19 protein-coding genes are annotated in these 23,963 nt (G+C 59.2%); 10 read left to right on the forward strand and 9 right to left on the reverse strand.

All coding sequences use genetic code 11. From position 1 onward, the window contains the following. Positions 1-12: 12 nt before the first annotated feature. Both FKG95_RS12070 and FKG95_RS12075 read right to left on the reverse strand, forming a co-directional pair. Entirely contained in the window at positions 13-1,494 is a 1,482-nt protein-coding gene (locus FKG95_RS12070; RefSeq protein ID WP_142896592.1) for an ABC transporter substrate-binding protein, read from the reverse strand. A gap of 205 nt (positions 1,495-1,699) precedes the next feature. After that, on the reverse strand, positions 1,700-2,800 hold the full coding sequence (locus FKG95_RS12075; protein WP_142896593.1) for an ABC transporter ATP-binding protein: 1,101 nt from the start codon (positions 2,798-2,800) through the stop codon (positions 1,700-1,702). Between the two features lie 346 nt (positions 2,801-3,146). On the opposite strand from FKG95_RS12075, the gene FKG95_RS12080 reads away from it, so the two are divergent. The 3 genes from FKG95_RS12080 to FKG95_RS12090 are packed head-to-tail and all read left to right on the forward strand — an operon-like array spanning position 3,147 to position 7,041. Beyond that, the gene (locus FKG95_RS12080; protein WP_142896594.1) at positions 3,147-4,025 is read left to right on the forward strand and encodes a carbohydrate ABC transporter permease; all 879 of its coding nucleotides are present in this window, start codon (positions 3,147-3,149) and stop codon (positions 4,023-4,025) included. 4 nt (positions 4,026-4,029) lie between these two features. Beyond that, complete coding sequence (locus FKG95_RS12085) at positions 4,030-4,881, forward strand: carbohydrate ABC transporter permease (RefSeq protein WP_142896595.1); 852 nt, start codon at positions 4,030-4,032, stop codon at positions 4,879-4,881. A gap of 9 nt (positions 4,882-4,890) precedes the next feature. Continuing rightward, complete coding sequence (locus FKG95_RS12090; RefSeq protein ID WP_142896596.1) at positions 4,891-7,041, forward strand: alpha-galactosidase; 2,151 nt, start codon at positions 4,891-4,893, stop codon at positions 7,039-7,041. Here FKG95_RS12090 and FKG95_RS12095 read toward each other — a convergent pair. Beyond that, on the reverse strand, positions 7,038-7,946 hold the full coding sequence (locus FKG95_RS12095) for an aldose 1-epimerase (protein ID WP_179954071.1): 909 nt from the start codon (positions 7,944-7,946) through the stop codon (positions 7,038-7,040). The two genes, FKG95_RS12090 and FKG95_RS12095, sit on opposite strands and share 4 nt — an antisense overlap. 88 nt (positions 7,947-8,034) lie before the next feature. Between FKG95_RS12095 and FKG95_RS12100 the strand changes: the two genes are divergently transcribed. From FKG95_RS12100 to FKG95_RS12130, 7 genes are all read left to right on the forward strand, one after another. Next, entirely contained in the window at positions 8,035-8,811 is a 777-nt protein-coding gene (locus FKG95_RS12100; protein WP_142896598.1) for a DeoR/GlpR family DNA-binding transcription regulator, read from the forward strand. A 57-nt stretch (positions 8,812-8,868) separates the two neighbouring features. Next, positions 8,869-10,824: a beta-galactosidase gene (locus FKG95_RS12105; protein ID WP_218940168.1), complete on the forward strand. Its 1,956-nt coding sequence runs from the start codon at positions 8,869-8,871 to the stop codon at positions 10,822-10,824. Between the two features lie 56 nt (positions 10,825-10,880). After that, positions 10,881-12,014, forward strand: a complete 1,134-nt coding sequence (locus tag FKG95_RS12110; RefSeq protein ID WP_142896599.1) for a galactokinase — start codon at positions 10,881-10,883, stop codon at positions 12,012-12,014. Between the two features lie 196 nt (positions 12,015-12,210). Then, on the forward strand, positions 12,211-13,443 hold the full coding sequence (locus FKG95_RS12115) for an ABC transporter substrate-binding protein (protein ID WP_142896600.1): 1,233 nt from the start codon (positions 12,211-12,213) through the stop codon (positions 13,441-13,443). Positions 13,444-13,612: 169 nt separating this feature from the next. Then, entirely contained in the window at positions 13,613-14,299 is a 687-nt protein-coding gene (locus tag FKG95_RS12120; RefSeq protein WP_142896601.1) for a fumarylacetoacetate hydrolase family protein, read from the forward strand. A 10-nt stretch (positions 14,300-14,309) separates the two neighbouring features. Then, positions 14,310-14,873, forward strand: a complete 564-nt coding sequence (locus FKG95_RS12125) for a tautomerase family protein (RefSeq protein WP_142896602.1) — start codon at positions 14,310-14,312, stop codon at positions 14,871-14,873. A gap of 223 nt (positions 14,874-15,096) precedes the next feature. Then, complete coding sequence (locus FKG95_RS12130; RefSeq protein ID WP_142896603.1) at positions 15,097-15,720, forward strand: PAS domain-containing protein; 624 nt, start codon at positions 15,097-15,099, stop codon at positions 15,718-15,720. 435 nt (positions 15,721-16,155) lie between these two features. Here FKG95_RS12130 and FKG95_RS12135 read toward each other — a convergent pair whose 3' ends face one another. The 6 genes from FKG95_RS12135 to FKG95_RS12160 form a co-directional block, all read right to left on the reverse strand. Beyond that, entirely contained in the window at positions 16,156-17,682 is a 1,527-nt protein-coding gene (locus FKG95_RS12135; RefSeq protein WP_179954072.1) for a PAS domain-containing sensor histidine kinase, read from the reverse strand. Between the two features lie 249 nt (positions 17,683-17,931). Beyond that, on the reverse strand, positions 17,932-18,978 hold the full coding sequence (locus tag FKG95_RS12140) for a histone deacetylase family protein (protein ID WP_142896605.1): 1,047 nt from the start codon (positions 18,976-18,978) through the stop codon (positions 17,932-17,934). 120 nt (positions 18,979-19,098) lie between these two features. After that, positions 19,099-20,940 (reverse strand): SulP family inorganic anion transporter, encoded by a 1,842-nt coding sequence (locus FKG95_RS12145; RefSeq protein WP_246116746.1) that lies wholly within the window; start codon positions 20,938-20,940, stop codon positions 19,099-19,101. 88 nt (positions 20,941-21,028) lie between these two features. Continuing rightward, the gene (locus FKG95_RS12150) at positions 21,029-22,711 is read right to left on the reverse strand and encodes a bifunctional protein tyrosine phosphatase family protein/NAD(P)/FAD-dependent oxidoreductase (RefSeq protein WP_142896607.1); all 1,683 of its coding nucleotides are present in this window, start codon (positions 22,709-22,711) and stop codon (positions 21,029-21,031) included. 47 nt (positions 22,712-22,758) lie between these two features. Next, positions 22,759-23,619, reverse strand: coding sequence for an MBL fold metallo-hydrolase (locus FKG95_RS12155; protein ID WP_142896608.1), 861 nt, complete (start codon positions 23,617-23,619; stop codon positions 22,759-22,761). A gap of 112 nt (positions 23,620-23,731) precedes the next feature. Further along, complete coding sequence (locus FKG95_RS12160; RefSeq protein WP_142896609.1) at positions 23,732-23,920, reverse strand: YgaP family membrane protein; 189 nt, start codon at positions 23,918-23,920, stop codon at positions 23,732-23,734. Positions 23,921-23,963: the final 43 nt, after the last annotated feature.

A 23,963-nucleotide genomic window follows, 5' to 3' on the forward strand; every position in this document is an offset into this window, starting at 1 on the left:
GTTCCGGGGGCGTCACTTTTCCCAGGAAACATCGGTCAGGTCATTGGCCTGCACCGGGCTGTTCTCCCACAGGCCCCTAACCTTGGCATTCCAGACGCCGTGCTTCGCGAGCTGGAACAAAAAGCCGTTCACGGCATCGTCAGCCAGACGTTTTTGCGCATCCGCCATCACATCATAACGCGCCTTTTCATCGACCTCGGCCGCCAGCTTATCCATAAGCCCATTGAAGGCCTCACTCCGGTAATCGAAGTAGTAGTCTTCTCTGGCATAGATGCCGATATCCATGGGCTCCGTATGCGAGACGATCGTGAGGTCGAAATCCTGACCTCGGAATGCCTGCTCCAGCCATTGCGCCCATTCGACCGGAATGATCTCCAGGTCTATTCCGATCTCACGGAGCTGGGACGCGACGATCTCTCCTCCGCGCCGCGCGTAGCTTGGCGGCGGCAGCTTGATGGTCGCCTTGAAGCCGTCCGCGTGACCCGCCTCTGCCAGAAGGGCTTTCGCCTTTTCCAGGTTCAGCGGATAGCGGTCCGTCAGGTCGACGTAGGCCGGATGGTGCGGCGCAAAGTGGCTGCCGATAGGGGTGCCGTAACCAAACATGGCGCCGTCGATGATGGCTTTGCGGTCGATCGCATGCGCAATGGCCTGACGGACCCGGATATCGTCAAAGGGCGGACGACCGTTGTTGGTCGAGAGAATGGTCTCGCCCTCGGTGCTCCCGATCACCACTGTAAAGCGCGGATCGGCTTCGAACTGCACCATGCTCTCGGGCGCCGGGAAGTTTGCGAAAGCATCGACATCCCCGGCCATCATGGCCGATACCGCCGCTGCGGGATCCGGGATAAAACGGAAGGTCGCCGTGGCCAGTTTCGCAGGTTCGCCCCAGTAGTCTTCGTTGTGCACCAATTCGACACGGTCGCCCTTGACCCAACGCTTGAACTTAAAGGGACCGGTGCCGACCGGGTTGGCTTTGTTGCCGTCCGCGCTCTCTTCGCCGACCACGACCGCGTCACCCCATCCCAGATTGAACAGGAAGTGCCCGGTCGGACGCTTGAGCGTGATGATGACCGTGCCCGCTCCCTCGGCGGCGACGGACTCGATTGCTTCGAACAGAGCCTTCTGCGCGTTCACACTGTCCTCTGCGATGGCCCGTTCGATAGAGAAGACGACATCGGCGGAATCCATCGCGGTTCCATCGTGAAACTTCACATCGTCACGCAGGTCGAAGCGGTAAGTCTTGCCGTCGTCCGAAACTTTCCAACTCGACGCAAGACCCGGTTTGACCTCGCCGTTCCGGTCGATACGGGTCAGACCTTCAAAGACGTTTGCATAGACCACTTCATCGATGGCAGCCGCCGCGCCGGCTGTCGGATCCAGATGCGGAGGTTCCAGGACCACGCCCATATTGAGATGTCCGTCACCCGCCGCCTGAAGCTGGAGTGGGATCAAGCCCGCGGCGCAAACTGCCACGGCCATTACGAGCCGCTTCATAGTTGACTCCCCGTTATGCTAATTCGGCGCAACCGCGACCGGAACATGCCGAAAGCCGGGATCGATCCGGCATCCGATACACTCATCGTGGTTATTTTCTTGGGATCTTATACCCGAAAAGCTGCATTGGCTATGTTTCCAGTTCTCGTCCATGTCCGACAAACGCAACCATTAGACCGGCAAATTCTGGAACGATATAGGCGGCTTACTCTGCCCACTGAAGGCGCTTGAAAGCCTTCCCCTCGCTGTCGAAAAGGTGGCAGTAGCTCGGCGGCACGGCCAGCGACAAGGCCTCGCCCGGCTTCGCCCGGTTGGCTCCCGAGGCCTCGACGACAACCTGTTCGCCGTTACCGGACTGGCCATAGAGGAACGAAGTCCCGCCCAGGTGTTCGGCAACCTCGACGTTGAAGTCCATACGCGGGTTGCCGTCATCCTGTTCCGAGAAGTGTTCCGGCCGAATACCGAGCTTGACCTTCTGCCCGATTTCGGCACCGTTCATGGCAACCGGCAGATCCGCCTGATTGCCGCCGGGCAGCGCCACAGTCACGGCAGATTCGTTTTTGGCGAGGATTTCGCTCGAGACAAAGTTCATCTTCGGCGAGCCAATGAAACCGGCGACGAACTCATTGCAGGGATGATGATAGAGGTCCAACGGGGCACCGACCTGTTCGACATAGCCACCGCGCAGCACGACGATCTTGTCCGCCATGGTCATGGCTTCGACCTGATCGTGGGTCACGTAGATCATAGTGGCGTCAAGCTGCTGATGCAGTTTCGCGATTTCAACGCGCATCTGCACCCGCAGTTCCGCATCCAGGTTGGACAGCGGCTCATCGAACAGGAAGACTTTCGGGTTGCGGACAATCGCCCGCCCGATTGCAACCCGCTGGCGCTGACCGCCGGAAAGCGCCTTGGGGCGCCGGTCCATCAGTGGACCCAGTTGCAGAATACGCGCCGCCTCGCCGACTTTCTCGTCGATTTCCGCCTTGGGGTGATTGGACATGCGCAAACCGAAGCCCATGTTCTCGGCAACCGTCATGTGGGGATAGAGCGCATAGGATTGAAAAACCATGGCGATGCCGCGATCCACGGCTTCGACATTGGTCACGTCGGTCTCGTCGATAAAGATCTGGCCGTCGGTCGTTTCCTCAAGCCCCGCAATCAAGCGCAGCAGCGTGGACTTGCCGCAGCCCGACGGCCCGACAAAAACGACGAATTCACGATGCTTTAGCTCCAGGTCGACTCCATGGATGATTTCCACATCCCCAAAGCGTTTGACCACAGACTTCAGCTGCACGTCAGCCATTTGCCCAACCCTCCCTCGGGATCAACAGGGTCATTTTATTTTTCTTTTATTGCGTGCCTCGCACACTCTGCCGAGCGCACGAGAAACACCTGCCAGTTTGAGCAGCACCTCTATCTTCGTCAAGCAGCCTCTTTCTTTTTTTTTCGTTTTCTTTCTTTCCAATTGACAAGACGAAAGCTCTGGCGAAATACTCGACGCTGTCGGGTTCACGGTCCAAACAACGCAAGCGCAAAAAGCGAATTGAGAAGTCCGCTCCCTGTAAGAACCGCGTTTCGTTGCTCACCCGGCTCGATATCGAAATAAAAAGAAAGTCACCGCTCAAGGCGTCAAACAAGGGGAGAGGTTCATGTCGCAGTATTGGCGCAAGAACCAGGTCAAAATAGCGCCGTGGCTGTTTCTGGCGCCGGCCTTTTTTGTCTTCGCCCTCTATGTCCTGAACCCCATTGCTCAGAGTGTCTGGATCAGCTTCCACGAATGGGACGGGCTTGGTGAAAAAACCTTTATCGGCCTTGCGAATTACGAAGAGCTTTTCGATGACGATCAGTTCTGGATTTCGCTGACCAACAACGTTTACTGGCTAGTGCTCTATATGCTGGCCCCGCCGATCGGTCTCGGCATCGCGCTGTTCCTGAACCAGAATGTTCCCGGTATCCGGCTGGTCAAATCGCTTTTCTTCTTTCCCTTCGTGATTTCCCAGGTCGTCGTCGGACTGATCTTCGCATGGTTCTATGATCCCCATAACGGTCTGATGACGGTTATCCTGGGCAGTTTCGGCATGGATCCGATCGCCGTCCTCTCCGACGAGGATCTGGTGACCTACGGCATTATCGCCGCCGGCCTCTGGCCGCAGATTGCCTACTGCATGATTCTTTATCTCACCGGGCTTAACTCCCTGAGCCCGGACCAGATCGAGGCTGCGCGCCTCGATGGCGCAAAGGGCCTTCGCATGCTCTGGCACGTCGTGCTGCCGCAGCTGATGCCGGCGACCTTTATCGCCATCGTAGTGACCGTTATCGGTGCGCTGCGTAGCTTCGATCTGGTAGCCATCATGACCGACGGCGGCCCTTACGGCAGCTCGAGCGTCCTGGCCTACTTCATGTACGAGCAGTCCATGTTCAACTATCGCATGGGATACGGTGCCGCGATCGCCACGGTCCTCTTCCTGATCATGGACATCTACATCGCCTTCTTCCTCTGGCGCATGATCCGCGCAGAGAGGGGCTGAGCCGATGTTTCCAAGACCGATCGAAAAAGCCTCCACCGCCCATCAAGTCGCTTACAAGGCCGCGCTGCCGGTTGCGTTGATCGCCTGGCTCCTGCCGCTGATCGCCGTGATGTTGACGTCCGCGCGCTCCATCGAGGATCTCAATAAAGGCAACTACTGGGGCCTGCCCGAGAAGTGGATGCTGATCGAGAACTACAGCGAGATTTTCCGGGTCACGCCCATGGCGACCTACATGCTGAACTCGATCATCATCACGCTGCCCACGGTGGTGGTCTCGGTCGCCTTCGCGACCATGGCCGGCTTTGCATTGGCGAAATACAATATCCGCTTCCGCATCCTGCTCTTCGCCATCTTCGTCGGCGGCAATTTCATTCCCTTCCAGATTCTCATGATCCCGGTCCGCACGCTGACCATCGATCTGGGCTTCTATGATACGCCCTGGGCGCTCATCGTTTTCCACACCGCGTTCCAGACCGGTTTCTGCACGCTTTTCATGCGCAATTTCATCGCTGCGCTGCCCAACGAGCTGATCGAGGCCGCCCGGGTCGAAGGGGTCAGTGAATGGAAAATCTTCCGCCACATCATTGTTCCGCTGGTCCGCCCTGCCCTGGCGGCGCTTTCGGTGCTGATCTTTACCTTTGTCTGGAACGATTACTTCTGGTCGCTGGTGCTGGTCCAAAGCGACGAGGTGCGTCCGATCACGGCCGGTCTCAACGCCTTGAAAGGCCAATGGCTCGCGTCCTGGCAACTGATATCCGCAGGCTCCATCATCGCCGCGCTCCCGCCGGTTGCACTCTTCTTCCTGATGCAGCGTCATTTCATCGCGGGCCTTACGCTTGGAGCGACCAAGGGATAACAACAGGCTATGAAAAGCGCTCACTACCGGCTTGATTCCAGCCGCAGCACGCTCCTGCTCGAGGCCCCCGCGACGGGGAGCGCAGGCACGATGCCGCGTATCCTTTACTGGGGCACGCCGCTTGCAATAGACGAGCAGCCGGAAAGCCTGGCGCGCGCCCTCACCCGTCCTGCGCTCCAGGGCGGCCTGGATGACGCGGTTCCCCTCACATTGAGTCCGTCCCTTGTCAACGGATTTCCGGGTCAACCGGCCTTGAGCGGACATCGCAAGGGCCGCAACGCTCTGCCCGGTTTCCCCGACGTCTCAGTCAAGGAAGACAACGGCAGTTGGACGATCCTGGCCAAGGACACGGCCGCCGGACTAACACTGCAGATCGTCATTTCACTGGCCGTTGACAGCAACGTCTTGACTATGAAGACGCGCCTGACCAACGATGGCACAGCGGACTATGACCTGCAGTGGTGCGCGGCGGCGACCTTGCCAATTCCATCCAGTCACGAAGAAATCCTGAGCTTCCGGGGCCGCTGGTGTGGCGAGTTTCAGACCGCCCGCCGTCGGGCACCGGTCGGCATCCTGATGCGGGAGAACCGGCGCGGGCGCACCTCTCACGACAGCTTTCCCGCCATGATTCTGGGCACGGAGGACTTTAACGAAACCACAGGCGCGGTTATCGGCGCACATTTGGCCTGGAGCGGGAATCACCGGGTGTTGCATGAGCGCCTGCCCGACGGCACGCGACAGCTTCAGATGGGCGAACTTCTGCTGCCCGGTGAAGTCATGCTCGGACCAGGCCAAAGCTATCAGTCACCGGATGTCTGCTTCACGATCAGCGACGAAGGTCTCGGCGGTCTCTCCAGTAATTTCCACAGATTTTTGCGCAGCGATCTCCTGCCGCCGCAGACACGTAAGCCGCGGCCCGTGACCCTCAACACCTGGGAGGCCATCTATTTCGATCATGCGCCGGAAAAACTCAGCCATCTGGCAAAACTGGCGGCACAGGTCGGCGTCGAGCGTTTCGTTCTGGACGATGGCTGGTTCAAGGACCGTAACGACGACCGGACATCGCTTGGTGACTGGGTCCTGGACGAAAAGAAATATCCCCACGGCCTTGAACCCTTGATCAGCGAGGTCCAGGATCTGGGCATGGCGTTCGGCCTCTGGGTCGAGCCCGAAATGGTCAACCCAGACAGCGATCTCTTCCGGGCTCACCCTGACTGGGTTCTCCACCTCGAATCCCTGCAGGAGCCGACGGGGCGGTACCAGCATGTGCTCAATCTCACCAGGCCCGAAGCCGCGCAGTATCTTTTCGACAGTCTCGACGCGCTCTTGAAAGCCTATCCAATCAGCTATCTCAAGTGGGATATGAACCGGGATCTCAGTCATCAGGCGGATGGCCAGAGCTTTGTCACCGGGCAGCAAACCAAGGCTCTCTATGCCTTGATCGACCGCCTGCGCGAGAGTCACCCGACCGTTGAAATCGAGAGCTGCGCATCCGGTGGCGGGCGCGCCGACTTCGGGATCCTGCGCAGAACTCATAGAATTTGGGCCTCTGACTCCAACGATGCGCACGACCGGCAATCGATTCAACAGGGCTTCAGCCTCTTCTTTCCCCCGGAAATCATGGGCGCGCACATCGGCCCCATGCACTGTCACACGACAGGCCGTCGCCTCGATCTGGACTTCCGCGCGATCACGGCATTCTTCGGGCACTTCGGTTTGGAAGCGGACCTCAGCCAACTGAGCGAAGATGAACTCTCCAGGGTCACGGATTACATAGCACTCCACAAAGACTGGCGTTCGATCCTGCACAGTGGGAGGGTCTTGCGCCAGGTCCTGGAAGACGGCCGGGCGCTGGTGTTCGGGGTCCTCGCTCAAGACCTGACGAAAGCCATGGTCAGTTACGCGGTCATGGAGCAGACGCGCGATGCCCTGGCCGCGCCCTTGCGCCTACCGGGTCTGGACCCGGATCGCTTTTACCGGGTGTGCGCTTTCAATCAGCCAAGCAACCCAGGGCGGCGAATGAAGAACATGCCCGATGCCTTGTTCGACGGCTCGCTCATTCTATCCGGCAGAGCGATCGCAGGCTCGGGCATCCAAATCCCGGTCCTCGATCCGGACACGGCCCTCCTTCTGCAAATCACAGAGAGCGGGATGGCTTAAATCTTGGGATAAAAAGGCTGAAAACGGGCCGAGGCCGAAACGCTCTCCCCCGGCGCGAGATGTACGAGACCGGTAACTCCCCACTCACTCCCTTCGAGGTTCACGGCGTTCACGCAATGGCTGACCGGTTCAACGCAAAAGAAGTCCTCATCGGGTGGCGTGAAAATCACGAGATGGCCGAACTCGGGACCGGCGACAACACGCAGACCACGGTTCTCAGCGGGCCAGAGGATCTCGGCTGAACCATCCCAGCCTTCGAAACAAAGGTCCAGACCCTCCGGCAGAGGCCCGCCCGATCCCAAGGGCGCGATCGCGGGATGATCGTCTCGTTTTGCAATCGGCAGCAGACAGGGATCTGCTACGTGCGCCTGTGCCACCGCAGCCTTCAGCCGAACATCAGCGGTTCTTGGAAAATGCGGATGGAGCCCAAGTCCGGCCGGCATGGGTTGCTCCGACAAATTCTTCAGCGTCATCTCAATCCACAGACCCTCGGCGTCCAGCCCACAGCGCTGGGTCGCCTCGTAAGCCCAGGGCCAATCGTCCGCCCTGTGCCTATAGCGAAGGAGCATCGTGCTTTCCGAGCGCTCAGAAACCTCCCAGGCCGCACGCCATCCATGGCCATGAATGGCATGAGGCGGCAACAAGGGGTCCGGCGGCAAGGTGATCTCTCGGCCGTCATAGTGAAAACGACCCTGCGCGATCCGATTGGAAAAAGGCACAAGCGGATAGCTTGAAGATGCGATTGCGCCCTTCTCGACAACTGTCTCCAGCCGGACCGGGCGCATCCAGTGGTGATGGTCGGTGCCGATCCTGGAGGAATAGCCAATAATCACACCGCCCAGTTCCGGCACCAGGTGAAGCTCGGTGTCGTCAAAGCGAAGGCTTTCAACTTGGGGGGCTTGCATGGCGGCCTCTCTGCAAAGGGCTTCAGTTTTTCTTTCCATCACTGTAGTTTGATCAGAGAGCGTAAGAAAAGGAAAGAGATCGAAGACTATGCTTCCGTCACTTGATGCCCAACTCAGGCACGAGCACATCCGCTCCCTGCTTGGCAAGAACGGCAACGTCCGGGTCACGGAACTGGCTGAGGACCTTGATGTCTCAGTGGTCACCATCAGAGCCGATCTCGGTTACCTGGAAGAACGAAGCGAGCTTCGGCGCAATCGCGGTGGCGCCGTCCAGATGCCACCGCACCGCAACGAGCAGGCGCTCGAGGTGACCAGCCTGGCCTGCCAAGACGAAAAAGAACGGATCGCAAAGCGCGCCGCTCGCCTGATCGAAGACAATGACACGATCATTATCGATGTCGGCAGCACTCTGACCGCGCTCGCCCAGGCCTTTCCACCCGATCTTCGAAACGTTGTGGTGATCACGAATGCCCTCAACATCGCGATGATCCTGGAAAGCCATCCAGGTGTAACCTTGATTGTAACCGGCGGCACACTGCGGCCGCTTCAACACTCGCTGGTCAACCCGCTCGGCGGCGGTCTGCTCGCGCAGGTCAACGCCGACAAAGCCTTTATCGGCTGTAACGGTGTTCACCCCGAAAAAGGCTTCACCAATTCCAACCTCCAGGAAGCGGAGATCAAGCAGGCCATGCTCGCGGCAAGCGCGCGGGTCTATTTCCTCGCTGACCACACTAAGCTGAACGCGGTCTCAACCGCCGCCATTGCACCTTTGAGCTGCGCAGAAATGCTGATCACGGATAATGCCGCCGCACGGGAGCACCTTAAGCTTTTAAAAGCCAGCGGATTGGCGGTAGACGTCGCCTGACATCAGGTTTATAGCCCCTCCTCCGACCCATAGCTCTGGTGAGTTGAAAGTACAGCCGTGGCAAGACTAGGCGTTTGTTACTATCCCGAACACTGGCCGCAAAGCCGCTGGAGCGAAGATGCTGCGACCATGTTTGAAATGGGTCTGCGGATCGTGCGCATCGGTGAGTTTGCCTGGTCGCGACTTGAGCCCTCCGCTGGCAATTACACATGGGAATGGCTGGATAGCGCTATTGCAACACTCGGCGACGCCGGATTGCAGGTGGTCTTGGGAACACCGACAGCCACGCCGCCACGCTGGCTGGTGAAGCAACACCCGGCGATCCTGGCGCGGGACCCGGACGGCAGGCCGCGCAAGTTCGGCTCTCGCCGCCACTACTGTTTCTCCAGTGAAACCTATCGCGACCTTGCATGCGGCTTCGTTGAAAAGATGGCGCAGCGATATGGCGAAAATCCTCATGTGGTTGCCTGGCAGACCGATAATGAATACGGCTGTCACAATACCACGGTCAGCTATTCAGATGCGGCCGCCGAAGCCTTCCGGCTCTGGCTCGCGCGGCGATATGGGTCGATTGACGCTCTGAACCAGGCCTGGGGCACGGTGTTTTGGAGCCAGGAATACAGCGACTTCGAAGACATCGACCCGCCCAATCTGACGGTGACCGAGGCCAACCCGGCGCACCAGCTCGATTTCAGACGCTTTTCCTCCGATCAGGTCGTGTCTTTCAACCGTGCCCAGGTCGAGATCCTGCGGCGGCATTCGCCGGGCCGGGATGTTCTGCACAACTTCATGGGCTTTGAGACCAGCTTCGATCACTATGACGTTTCGGCGGATCTGGACGTCGCGACCTGGGACAGCTATCCGCTGGGGTTCCTGGATCAAGGTTGGTGCGATGACGACGTGAAGGCCCGCTTCCAGCGCCAGGGACACCCGGATTTCGCCGCCTTTCATCACGACCTTTACCGGACCTGCGGCGATGGCCGCTTCTGGGTCATGGAACAGCAACCCGGCCCGGTCAACTGGGCGCCGCACAACCCGGCGCCTCTGGACGGCATGCTGCGCCTCTGGGCCTGGGAGTGTTTTGCCCACGGCGGCGAAGTGACCTCCTTCTTTCGCTGGCGTCAGGCGCCCTTCGCGCAAGAGCAGATGCATGCGGGACTCTTGAGGCCAGACGGCAGTCCGGACCGCGGCGTGACTGAAGTCGCCCGGGTCGCCAGCGAACTCGCGGCGCTTGAGCTACCCGATACGGATCGCGGCGATATCGCTCTGATGATCGATTACGACGCTGTCTGGAGCCTCGAAATCCAGCCGCAAGGGAGGGAGTTCTCCTATCTGCGCTGGGTATTCGAAGTTTATCAGTCCCTGCGGGAGCGCGGCCTGGATGTCGATATCGTCGGGCCACGGCATGACTTCGACGACTACAAAGCCCTGATCCTGCCCTGTCAGCCTTATGTGAGTGAAGCACTGGCGGATCGGCTGCGCCGCTTCAGCGGTAAAACTCTTGTCGGCCCCCGGAGCGGCAGCAAGACGCGCGACTTTTCCATTCCCGGTCAACTGGCACCCGGACCACTCCGGGGCCTGCTCGGCCTCACGGTTCTGCGCGTGGAATCCTTTGCGCTCGCGCACCTCGAAGCTGTTCAGTTGGGTAATACCCGATATGACGCTGTGCTCTGGCGCGAAGAGCTCGAAACCGACAAGCAGGTACTTGCCACCTTCGCCGGCGAATTTCATCAGGGAACTGCTGCGCTGGTTGAGAACAACGACTTCCGCTACCTCGCTTGCTTGGCGTCAAAGCCACTTCTCGATAAGATCCTCTCAGACTTTTGCGAGTGGTCCGGGATTGAGTTGGCGGCTCCCTTGGGCGATGTGCGCTTGCGCCGGCGGGGCAAAGTACAGTTCGCCTTTAATTACGGCACAAGTCCGGCGGAGGCGCCGGCACCTGGTGACGCCGAATTCCTCCTAGGGGGTCGCAGGCTTCCCCCAGCCGGAGTTTCAGCCTGGAGAACCCGCTAGAGTCCAGGCGCACTCGTCAAGGGACGTCGTTGGTCCATTCTGGAGAGATACGGGATATGAATGCCCCAGACGACCCATCTGGATCCAGCTGTTACCGTCAGGTCTTTGCAGAGGCACCTGCAGTCAGCACGACCGCCCTCTCCCGCGTCGATATCCTGGGTGGGCATACGGACTACAATCAGGGTTTTGTGCTTGCGGCACCCATGCCTCTGACCACCAGCGTTGAGCTCTCACTCAAGGAAAACCTTGGCGACGCAACAGGAAACCATATTGAAATCGAGGGTTACTCAACCCTGACCGGAGACAAGGCCGTGCACAGGATCCCGGCCACATCGGATTCTGCTTCCCGCCACCGCCGCGGTGATTGGATTGACTACGTTGTCGGCGCGGCTCGGGAGCTTCAATCCGCCGGCGCGGACGTGAGCAGCTTTCGACTGGCCGCATCCGGTAATGTTCCGACCGGTGCGGGACTGGCAAGTTCAGCCTCCTTTTCGGTAGCCCTGCTGCGCGGCCTCGGGAAACTCTTTGAACACAGTCTGGAGGGCGAGAGCCTGGCCAAAACGGCGCAGCGGATTGAACGTATTCATGTCGGCGTGAACTGCGGCATCATGGACCCTTTGATTCTTGTCGACGGGACAGTGGGTAACGCACTCTTCATTGACACACTGACCCTTGCGCGCGAAGCGATCGCCATCGATCCAGACTACCGGCTGGAAGTCATCGATTGCGGCGAACGCCGGCGTCTTGCGGACGTCGGTTACAACCTGCGCCGGGACGAGTGCCAGCGCGCGGCGCAAACACTCGGCGTCAACAGCCTGCGAGAGCTGGATGGTGATGAACCGGATCTCAAAGACCTTCCGCCTCCGCTTGACCGGCGCGTACGCCATGTCCTGAGCGAAAACCTCAGGGTTATTGAAGCCAGGAACGCGCTCAAATCCGGCAACTATGCGGCGCTCGGGCGGCTCATGCATGCGTCTCACCTCTCCTTGCGAGATGATTATGAGGTTTCCGTCCCCGCATTGGATCGCCTGGTGGAGGATTGTCTGACCGCCGGAGCTTTGGGAGCGCGACTGGCGGGCGCAGGTTTCGGCGGCTGTGTCGTCGCGCTGATCGAAAGCGCGCAACGCGACACCTGGCGGCGCAGGATTGCCACTATGAATACGCGGGCATGCGTTTTCGATTCCTGTTGAAACCATCGCCTTTCGAAAGAAATGATAATGATTGACAACAAATAGAAACCTCCGGACAATCTTTTTCGCCCGCACGTAAAGCGCGCATCGATAAGCGCGAAAACGTTCGGTTATAGGGAGCTCAGGGTCAGGCAGGCAAAGAGATCGATCAACGATCCAGGGGCCGCAACGACCTAGAAACGGGAGAATAGCTATCATGTCCTTTATCCGCAGCCTGATGGGCGGACTTGCGGCCTCCGCATTGATATCGGCGACAGCGATGGCCGGCACACTCGTCATCAATTCGGATCAGGCCGATCCGGCGCCGAAGAAGGCCTTTGACGAGCTGGTTGAAGAGTTCAAGCAGGAAAATCCGGACATCGAGATACAGTTCAATACCTTCGAGAAAGAAAGCTACAAAACCGCGATCCGGAACTGGCTGACCAGCGAGCCGCCCGACGTGGTCTACTGGTACGCGGGCAATCGCATGAAAACCTTTGTCGACCGCGGCCTGCTCGAGGATGTCAGCGATCTCTGGGATAAGGACGACCTTCACACCAAGCTTGCACCGGCGCGCAGCTCCATGACCATTGACGGCAAGCAGTGGGGCATTCCCTATACCTACTACCAATGGGGCGTCTATTACCGTAAGGACATCTTCGCGAAAGCCGGGTTGGAAGAACCAAAGACCTGGGACGAATTCCTGGCGGTCAATGCCAAACTCAAGGCCGATGGGGTAACGCCGATTGCAATCGGCACCAAGTTCCTCTGGACCGCAGCCGGCTGGTTCGATTACATCAACATGCGCGTCAACGGCCTCGACTTCCACATCGAGCTGATGGACGGCAAGGTTCCCTACACCGACGAGCGGGTGCGCGCCGTCTTCGAAAAGTGGAAGGAGCTGGTCGAACCGGGATACTACCTGGAAAACCATGCCTCCTATTCCTGGCAGGAAGCCCAGCCCTTCCTCTACAACGGCTCGGCTGCGATGTATTTGATCGGCAACTTCATCACGCCGAACTTCCCCGATGAAGTCCGCGATCAGATGGGCTTCTTCCAGTTCCCCATCATCAATGAAGCCGTGGGGATCGGCGAGGACGCGCCAACGGATACAATCCACATTCCCGCAAAAGCAAAGAACAAGGAAGACGCCCGCAAGTTCCTGGCTTATCTGGCACGCGCCGATGTTCAGGAACGCTTCAACGAGGCCATCCTGCAGTTGCCGGTTCATATCGATGCGAAGGCCAAGGACGATCCCTTCCTCAATATCGGCGCCGAAATGCTCTCGAAAGCCGGCACGGCGCAGTTCTATGACCGCGACACACGGCCCGAAATGGCGAAGATCGGCATGAAGGGCTTCCAGGAATTCATGGTGAAGCCCGACCGCATGGACAAAATCCTCGAACGCCTGGAGAAAGCACGGAAGCGGATTTTCAAGGTCAAGGGATAGCGGAGCAGAATCGCCTTCAAAAGCTGGGCGTTCGGTCCCGTCTGGACTTTTCCTGGCAGCACAGGTTAGCTAGTTTCAGGGCGGTCGGAATGTTCCGGCTGCCCTTTTTTTCGTCTGCTTGGAATATGGCCTGCGTGCTATCCGCCCAACGCGCCTTTTGGAGATCAGAATGAGTTATGTTATCCCCACCCCGGCGGAAGCCGTTCTTCCGGTAGTCGGCCAGGCGGCAGTGTTTCCGGTGCGCAGAATCTATTGTGTGGGTCGTAACTATGCCGAGCATGCACGCGAAATGGGGGCAGATCCGGATCGCGAACCGCCATTCTTCTTTACCAAGCCCCGCGATGCCATCGTGGCGGAAGGCGGCGAAATGCCCTACCCCCCCGCGACGGAAAACCTGCACTACGAGATGGAACTGGTCGTGGCAATCGGGACCGGTGGCAAAAACATCGCCGAGCCGGATGCCCTCGGTCATGTCTATGGATATGCTGCCGGTCTCGACATGACCCGGCGGGACCTGCAGGGCGTTGCGAAGAAAATGGGCCGCCCATGGGACATGGGCAAAGGCTTCGATCACTCGGCCCCCTGCTCCGCGTTGCGTGCCGCAGCGGACATCGGCCACCCGCACAGTGGTGCTATTTGGCTCAAAGTCAACAACAGCCTGAAGCAGGCCGGAGATCTCTCTCAGCAAATCTGGAGCGTGCCCGAAACCATCTCCTTCCTGTCCAATCTGGTTGAACTCGCACCCGGCGATCTGATCTTCACCGGCACACCGGCCGGTGTCGGTCCTGTCGTTGCCGGAGACCGCTTGGAAGGCCACGTCGATGGGATCGGCGACATCGAAGTAACAATCATCTGAGGACAGTGATATGCCAGTCATTAACGTGACCCTGATGGAAGGTTACGACGAGGTCACGCGCGAGCGCCTGGCCAAGGGCATAACTCAAGTGGCCCAAACAGTTATCGGCGCGCCGTTGGAGGGAATCACCGTGACTCTGCAGGAGTTACCCCCGGCAAACTATATGCGCGGCGGGACGCGGAAGAGTCCGGGAACTCCGCCAATATCACCCAGCGAGATCATACGCTCCTACCTCGCGGCGATGGAGGCCCGCGACCTGGAAACCGCAAAGCAGTGGCTGGCCGATACAGCCCTTCTTACCTTTCCCGGCGGCGCAGACTTCACCTCATTGGAAGCGATGATTGAATGGGCGCGCGCCCGCTACCGCAGCATCGGGAAGACTTACGAGCGTTTCGATGAAACCGGCACGGACGACGGCGCGGTGGTGATCTGTCAGGGAACCTTGCATGGCGAGTGGCTCGATGGTTCGAAGTTCGAGGGTATTCGGTTTGTCGATTGGTTTTTGATCCGGGACGGCCGGATCGTAGAACAACGGGTCTGGAATGACTTATCCGAAACGCCCGCCACGCGCTGATCACATCGACGCAGTCTAGCAATACACCAAAAACACTAGATTTTGCGAAAGCCGAAACAGCTTCAAGTGGCAATTTGACAAATAATGCTATTAATTATTCAAATCAAATTTCTCGTCTTTTTGACATAATGATTAACGCTGATTGTATGATCAAATACGCTTTCACCCAAATACATGGCATGAAGCACAAAAATGATCCACTTTACTTGCAGAGAATAGAATCATGACGCAGAGTCATGCTATATCGTCATGTTATGTGGAACCGGAAGTCTTGTCTCACGGCGGATACCAAATCACCGATGACGGCACAGAAGCCGGGACTGAGACTTCCTGGTGCCTGCTATCGGACTCATACGAGCGCGAAACCAACGCAGCGCCACCGGCCTTGCGGCCGCAGTTTGTTAGAATCTACCGCTATCTGCAAAGTGTCGCGCCTCCCGGCCACCTGCCGGGCCGTCAGCATATCGATCCCCTGGATTTTCATGAGCTTCTGACTTACGTGAACCTTGTCAACGTGGAACAAGAAGATGGTCAGGCAAGGTTCCGCTTCCGCCTCGTCGGCACGACCCAGACGATTATGGCCAAGCGTGACATCTCTGGTCTTCTGGTCGAGGACGCGGTTCTTCCCTACTTTGCGGCGCGTATCCTCGGTAATCTGCGGCGGGTATTGGAGACCGGAACGCCGCTCTACGATCGCTTTTCGATGCCGCATCCCAATCGGGAATTCATTGATTCTGAAAGGGTTTACTATCCACTGGCGGGGAATGGTGAGACCATCGACATGATCTTCATCCTGAACGGCTACTATGGCGCCAGTGGCCTCGATCCCTTCGATAAGAAGAAGTAACACCGCGGAAGCCGGAAGCAGCTCCATATGTTGCCGTGAGAATACTTTAATAAATCAGTTCAAAGTCCTAATTTCATTGAAAATCTGAATGACACAATACCATGACTGTTGATTCTTACGGAATTAACCACAGCTTGATCTGGCAGGAACGGGCGTGTTCGGTTAGGCTCGGGTTATGGCTTTTCTTTTGAAACATGTTGTGCGCTACGCGGCACGAAAAATTGCTTCCGATCCGCAGGCACGGGCGAAGGCAGCACAAGCCGCGCGCGTTGTGGTTAAAGAGGCAAAGCAGATTGCACAGGAGCAGGACCGTGCCGAAGCCGCCGGCCGGGCCGCGAGGCGCCTCCTCAATCGATTTCAGGACGGGAACCGCTAAGCTCGGATCGACTTCCGATTCAACAGCGGAACTTTGAAAAGCCTATATTTTCAAAGGCACTAGGTTGGTGTGCTACGCTGCGGCGGAAACCATAGTGTAACCTGGGTGCCTTTGCCCAATTCGCTTTCAATGGAAAGACGGCCGCCGTGCAATTCGGTCAGCATCTTGCTTAGTGACAGGCCAAGTCCCGTTCCGGCGTGGGCCTGATGCGAGCCGGAACGGACCTGGCCGAAAGGCTCCAGAACCTTGGTAATATTCTCTTCCGCGATACCGCAGCCCGTATCGGTGACTTCAATGACAATGGCGCCGCTGGCATCGGATGACATTGAAATTCCGATAGAATTGCCGGCCGGTGTGAACTTGGTCGCATTGGACAGCAGATTGAGGATCACCTGCTTGATAATGCGCTTATCCCCTTCGAAATGACCGACATTTGTCACAGCTTCCAAAGCAATGCGGTCCTCGGGTTCGCCGGCCTGGCCGGTCACCATCCGGATACAGCTTCGCAGGGTCGCTTCAAGGTCGAAGACTTCTTCGTCCAGGGTTACCTCGCCGGATTCGACCTTGGAGATATCCAGAATGTCGTTGATCAGGGCGAGCAGATGCTGTCCCGAGTGGTTCACGTTCATGGCGTACTCGAGATACTTCTCGGCGCCAAGCGGTCCGAAGACCTCCTCCCGCATAACCTGGGTGAAGCCCAGAATCGAGTTGAGCGGTGTCCGCAGTTCGTGGCTCATATGGGCCAGAAATTCGGACTTGGCGCGGTTGGCGGTCTGAGCCTCGTCCTTGGCGGCGGAGATCGCCGCCTCCGCCTTTTTGAGTTCGGTAATGTCGCTTTGAATACTGACGATACCGCCACTGTCTGTTTTGCGGTCGTTCAAGAGCAGAATTCGGCCGTCCCGCAGCCTGACGACAAAGGACTCGGGCGGGCCGGTCAAAAGGTCCTCGCGCCGCTCGACATAGTGCTGTGCGAGGTTGTCTTCGACAATCACCGCGTTACGCTCGATATCGAGGAGTCCGAGGTCCCGGCGGTGCACCCCCGGCTTGGCTTCCTCATCGCTGTAGCCATAGAACTCCTTGAACTTGGAGTTACAGATGATCAGGCGTCCGTCCACATCGTAGAGGACGAAACCTTCATTGATGGACTCCAGCGCATCGATCAGAAGCGCCCGCGAGGTCTTCACCACCTGCTCGACGGAAACCGAAGGCTCCTTCCTGACCTCGTGGGCGGCAAAGAGCAACAGATCTTCTTCACCGACCGGCAGCAGCCGCAGCGTGGCGGCGCAGTCCCGCAGCGTGCCGTCCTTACCGCGCAAAGCGACGTCCAGATTTTTCACAACCCCTTTGCGCTTCAGTTCGCGAATCAGCTCGGCGCGCACGCTAGGCTCCGTCCAGATGGCAAGCTCTTCCGCCGTCTTACCGATGACATCATCGCGGTCAAAGCCCAGGACCTCGAGCCAGACGACGTTCACGGCGAGGCAAAAGCCGTCATCAAGCCTGCTGACAGACATGAGATCGCTGCTGGCGTCGAACACCGCACGAAAGAGTTCGTTCGACTCAAGCAGCGGATCAGGGCTCACGGGCATAACGGCACTCATCGACGCGAACTCACGGCAAACCCGACTACTACAGCGCAAATGAGGTCTGCCGAATAAAGTAAGAGTGAGCCATTCCGCATAAAAGGCACGGGTGACAGCCCTGTACAGACGTCAGGATCACATCTTTCCAGCGAAATTCCAATGCCTTGCTGGTGTTTTACGCCTGCGGGGAACCGCCGCGACCGGAAGAGCAATCTGGGATTGCAGGAACCCGTGACATGGGATGTAACCTCCCCTTCAGGCGCCCTCAAACCCGATCAGCACATTCACCGTGTTGATCCCGATCTCCGAGACCGCGTAGCCGCCTTCCATGACAAAGAGAGCCGGCACAGAAACCGCCTTCATGGCCGTACCGATCCGGGCGCCGTAGTCGGCGAAGTCGTCGCTTTTCAGTTTGAAAAAGCTGATGGGATCTTGCTCGAAGGTATCCACGCCGAGAGAAACCACCAGCAGACCGGGCTTGAAGGCCACAATCCGCGCCAGCGCTTCGTCGAGCGCATCGCGCCAACGGGAATAGTCCGTGCCCGGCGGAAGGGGAAAATTGAGATTGAATCCCTCGCCGGCGTCCTCGCCCAACTCGTCGGCATGACCGAGAAAGTGGGGAAAGGCATCCATGGGGTCACCGTGAAGTGACGCAAAGAAAACATCGTCGCGGCGGTAAAAAATATTCTGGGTACCGTTGCCGTGATGAAAGTCCACGTCCAGCACGGCCAGGCGTTCCACTCCCTTATCGCGGGCGAACTGCGCCGCAATGGCCGCGTTGTTCAGAAAGCAGTAACCGCCGTACTGATCCGCCGCCGCGTGATGGCCGGGCGGACGGCTGAGCGCAAAGGCCGACTGCCCCTGGCCCGAGAGGAGATGTTCCGCCGCCGTCAGCACGACATCGGCACCGGCCCGCGCCGCCTCCCAGGTGCCGTCGGATATCGAGGTCTCGCCTGCCAGGGCGTAGTAGCCGAGCTTGCCGTCAATGCTGCGCGGGATCCGTTTGCCGTTCATGGCGCGGGTCGGCCAGACATTGGGCAGTGCCTCGCCTTCCCCGCCCGCAGCGACCCAGTCTTCCCAGCAATTCTCCAGAAACCGCACAAAATCCGGATCATGTACCTTGAGCACCGGCGCAAGACCGAAGTCTCTAGGGGCGATGACCTCGCCCAGCCCTTCCTGCCGGACCCGCGCCAGCACGATCTCCGCCCGCTCGGGACACTCGAATGGCCGCACGAAGGTGCCGCCATGAAGTTCGGTCTTGGCGTCACGCAAGCGGTGTTTTTCGGAATAGACGGTCAGCATGGCGGGCGGTTTTCACCAGAGGTTGTCAGGAGCACTCGTAGGCTCCTGCCCTTATGACCTGATTTTGTGGCCAGGTCACGAACTGGGTGTCTTGTCCGGCGCAATCGCAAAGGCCCGGTTTCAGGCCCCCTCGGCTTTTCGCGATAAGTGCATCGCCGCCGTCGAACGCTCCGGACGCGCGCCTTTGTCAGCCTGATCGGTCGTCTCCGGGTCCAGGGCCGCCAGCGCATCGTAGTGACTGAGATAGATACGTCCGGCATGGCTGCAGAAGGAGTCGGAGCGCTTGAGCTTGTCGGTCACCGGTCCCTTGACCTCGGCGAGATGCAGAGAGACGCCAGCCGCCTCAAGACGCTCGATCAGAGCTTCCAGACTCTCCAGGGCACTGGCGTCGATCTCGTTCACCGCCGCGCAGTTCAGAACCACGTGTCGCAACTTCGGATCTTCGATCGCCATGTCGTAGATCTTGTCTTCCAGCCAGCGGGCGTTGGCGAAGTAAAGACTCTCATCGATCCGCAGGCTCAGGACCTCGGGGCTGGTGATGACCTCGTGCCGCTTCACATTGCGGAAATGGTGGGTGCCCGGCACCTGCCCAAGCCGGGCGAAGTGCGGCCGTGCGGAGCGGGCAAGAAACAGCACCACGGACAGGCTGACACCGGCAATGATCCCCGCCTCGACCCCAACAGTCCAGACAGTCAGGATCGTGGCCATCATAGCCGCGAAGTCCTTTTTGGAATAGACCCAGGTCCGTTTGATCGCCCCCAGATCGACGAGCGAGAGCACCGCGACCAGGATGGTCGCCGCCAGGGTCGCCTTGGGCAAATGCTGAAACAGCGGCGTCAGCAGGAGCGCCGTGAGCGCAATGCCGCCCGCCGTCAGGACGCCGGCCAAGGGCGTGCGGGCGCCCGCATCGAAGTTGACCACCGAGCGGGCGAAGCCGCCGGTGACCGGATAACCGCCGCTGAAGGCCGAGGCGACATTGGCCGCGCCCAGCCCAACCAGTTCCCGGTCCGGCTGGATGCGTTCGCGCCGCTTGGCTGCAAGTGTCTGGGCGACGGAGACGGATTCCACAAAGCCCACCACGGAAATCAGCAACGCCGAGGGCAACAGTGCCTGCCAGAGGTCCGGATCGAAGGGCGGCATGGCGATCGGCGGCAAGCCCTGGGGGATCGTCCCCACCACCTTGACCCCAGCCGCGTCGAGCGCCAGGAACTCGACCGCCAGGATCGTCACGATCACGGCTGCGACCGGCCCTGCCTTGGCAAAGCTGTCCGCCAGCCGCTCTCCAAAACCGATGCGTTTCAGAAGCGGTTTAAGCTGTGCCCGCACCCAAAAGAGAAAGACCGTGGCCAGCGCGCCAATCACGAGGGTCGGCAGGTTGACTTCGCCGATGTGCTCGATCAGGGAGCCAGAGAGTTCGATCAGGGAATGTCCCGAGGCTTCGATGCCGAATATATGCTTCAGCTGGCTGGCTGCGATCAGAATGCCCGACGCGGTGATGAAACCTGAAATCACCGGATGGCTGAGCAGGCTGGCCAGAAATCCTAATCGCAGCAGCCCCAGGGCGATCAGCATCACCCCGGAGAGCAAGGCCAGGACGAGCGCCGCGCCCAGATACTCCGGCGTGCCGACCGCGGCGAACTGCCCCACCGCCACCGCCGTCATGAGAGACACCACGGCGACCGGTCCGACAGCCAGGGCATTGGAGGAGCCGAAAAGCGCATAACCGACCAGCGGCAAGGCCGAGGCATAGAGCCCGACCTGGGGCGGCAACCCCGCGAGCAGGGCATAGGCCAGGCTCTGCGGGATCAGCATGATGGTGACAATCACCGCGGCCAGGGCATCGCTGCGAAAGAGCCCGCCGTCGTAGCGGCGCAGCCAGCCGACGCAGGGTAGAACCCGCTCAATCCGAGGTGTCCGGGCCGCGCCGCTCATAGCATCAATGCACGCCGCGTTTTGCCGCATTCGCCTGCAGATCCGAACGCGTTATGCTCTGCAAACGCTGCCTCGGATCTGCATTCGAATACACTCTCTCGATTGAACGCGACGCGCATTAATTCACCATTTCCGCTTTGACCTTCTCGGGCTTGGCCAGCCATTCGCGCCCTTGCAGCATCGCCCGCCAATAGACCGGCGGCAGGATCTTTTCCTTCAGCAGCCAGGCTAGGCGGCTGGGCTTCTGACCATTGATCAGCCAGTTCGGGAAACTGGGCAGAAGCTTGCCGCCGTAACCGAACTCCGCCAGCACGATCTTGCCGCGCTCTACGGTCAGAGGACAGGAGCCATAGCCGTCGTAGTGCCCGACATTGAAACGCTTGCCCATGTCCGAGAGCAGGTTTTGCGCGACAACAGGCGCCTGCTTGCGCGCCGCCGCGGCGGTTTTGGCGTTGGGCGCATTCATGACATCGCCCAGGCTCCAGATGTTGTCGTAGGTTTTATGGCGCAGGGTGTTCTGGTCGACGTCAACCCATCCCGCGGCGTCAGCCAACGGAGAGACCCGGATAAAGTCCGGCGCGCACTGCGGCGGACAGACATGGATCATATCGAATTCGCGCTCCACGATCTCGCTCGGACCCTCGCCGTCGGTTCTTGCGAAGCGCGCGGTTTTTGCCGGTCCGTCGATCGAAACCAGATTGTGCGAAAACTGCAGGTCGACCTCATACTTCTTCACATATTCCATCAGGGCCGGCACGTAGTCCTTCACCCCGAAGAGCACGCCGCCGGCATTGTAGAAGCTGACATCGATGTCCTTGAGCACGCCGCTGCGCACCCAGTGATCGGCAGAGAGGTACATCGCCTTTTGCGGCGCGCCCGCGCACTTGATCGGCATGGGCGGCTGGGTAAAGAGCGCCTTGCCGCCGCGCAGGGATTGCACCAGCTCCCAGGTGTAAGGCGCGAGATCGAAGCGGTAATTGGAGGTCACACCGTTCTTGCCCAGGGTGTCCACCAGCCCCTCGATCTTGTGCCAGTCGAGCTTGAGGCCCGGGCAGACGACCAGCCGCTTATATTCGATCAGGCGGCAGCCCTCCAGTAGGATGGCATTGCGCTCAGGTTCGAAGGCCGCCACCGCCGCCTTGATCCAGTGCACCTTCTCCGGCAGCACCGAAGACAGTGTACGGACCGTTTCGTTGGCGCCGAAAACGCCCCCGCCCACCAGGGTCCAGCCCGGCTGATAGTAATGAATGTCGGCGGGGTCGATGACCGCGATCTCGAGGTCTGGGTCCCGGGCGAGCAAGGAAGACGCCACGGCAATCCCCGCCGATCCGGCCCCGACGACGACAACCTCGAAACTGCCGTCCACGGCATCGACCGGTGTTGTCCCGTTGTTGGCAATCCGGCGCACGACGCCGTGCATGTCGTAGCCCGCGTTCTTGGACTTCTGCAGGATATCGGCGAGTTTGACGTCGCCCTTGTGGCTGAGCGCCCAGAGCGTCACCGAGCGCGTCCCGCTGCGGCAGAATGCCAGCGCCGGCTTGGGCGCCAGGGCCAGCAACTGACCGAAGCTCTCGGCGTCTTCATCGCTGACCTTGCCGCTCTCGACCGGCAGATAGTGGCAGCTCAAACCCGCCTTTTTGGCCGCTTCCTCGATCTCCTTGAACAGAGGCTGATCGTTGCCCTCGCCGTCCGGACGATTGCAGATGATGGTCCGGAAACCCGCTTTAGCGACCTCCGGCACATCGGCAACGGTGATTTGCGGTGAGACTGAAATGTCGCGATCGACGCGTTTGATTTCCATTGTTCGCTTCCTCTCATGACCGGCTTTTTTTATTGTCTTTAGACCGCTTAAAGCGCGTCGACCGGCAGTTTCAGATAGTGGACGCCGTTATCGTCGGCGGGCGGCAATTCACCAGCGCGCATATTGACCTGCACGGACGGCAGGATCAGTTGCGGCATATCCAGTTGTTTGTCTCGCGCCGCGCGCATCTCGACGAAGTCGTCCTCGCTGACACCGTCGTGCACATGAATGTTCTCGGCGCGCTCCGCCGCAACGGTCGTCTCCCAGAGATATTCCCGCCCCCCAGGCGCATAGTCGTGACAGAGGAACAGACGTGTCTCCGGCGGCAAGGCGAGGATCTTTTTGATTGAGCGGAAGAGCGCACGGGCATCGCCGCCGGGAAAGTCGCAGCGCGCAGTCCCGAAATCCGGCATAAAGAGCGTATCGCCGACAAAGGCCGCGTCGCCGATCAGATAGGTCGCACAGGCCGGGGTATGTCCGGGCGTGTGCAGGACCTTTGCCTCGAGCCCGCCGATGAGAAAGACTTCTTCGTCCGCAAAGAGCTTGTCGAACTGTCGGCCATCGACAGCGAATTTCTCCTCGGCATTGAAGACCGTCTTAAAGACACCCTGGACGGTTTGGATCTGCGATCCGATGCCGACCTTGCCGCCGAGTTCCTGCTTCAGATAGGGCGCCGCCGTCAGGTGATCCGCGTGCACATGGGTTTCCAGGATCCAATCGACCGTGAGGCCCTCGGCCTTGACGTAGGCAATGACCTGATCGGCGGACGTGGTCGAGGTCCGGCCCGATTTCGGGTCGAAATCCTTGACGGAATCGATGATCGCGGCATGACCCGACTTCGGATCGCTGACCACGTGGGTCGCGGTACTGGTCGCTTCGTCAAAGAAGCTTTTGACCTTTGGCTGCATAGAGTTCTCCTCCGTATGCGGCCGCAGTCCTGCCTGCTGCGGGAGCAACGCAGAAATGCGGCCGTTCTTTGTTTTTATGAAATGGACGCCGTGATTCTGTGACGCTGTTCCACTAAGCTTTTTTCAGGGTGCAGATCCCGAGCAAGCGGTAGAGCGGGCAGAATTTAATAAAGCCGGTGGCCAGCGGCACGATACCGATAAAGCCCCAGGCGTAGGTCGAATCCCAAAGCGCGAGTGCGATCAGAGCCGCCCCGATGATGATACGAAGCATCCGGTCGATGGCTCCGATGTTTGCAGACATTGCTTTTCTCCTGGCGTGCAGATTAAGAAGCGGTATCTGGTAG

The organism is Denitrobaculum tricleocarpae (genome assembly GCF_007004665.1).
GTDB lineage: Bacteria > Pseudomonadota > Alphaproteobacteria > Kiloniellales > Kiloniellaceae > Denitrobaculum > Denitrobaculum tricleocarpae.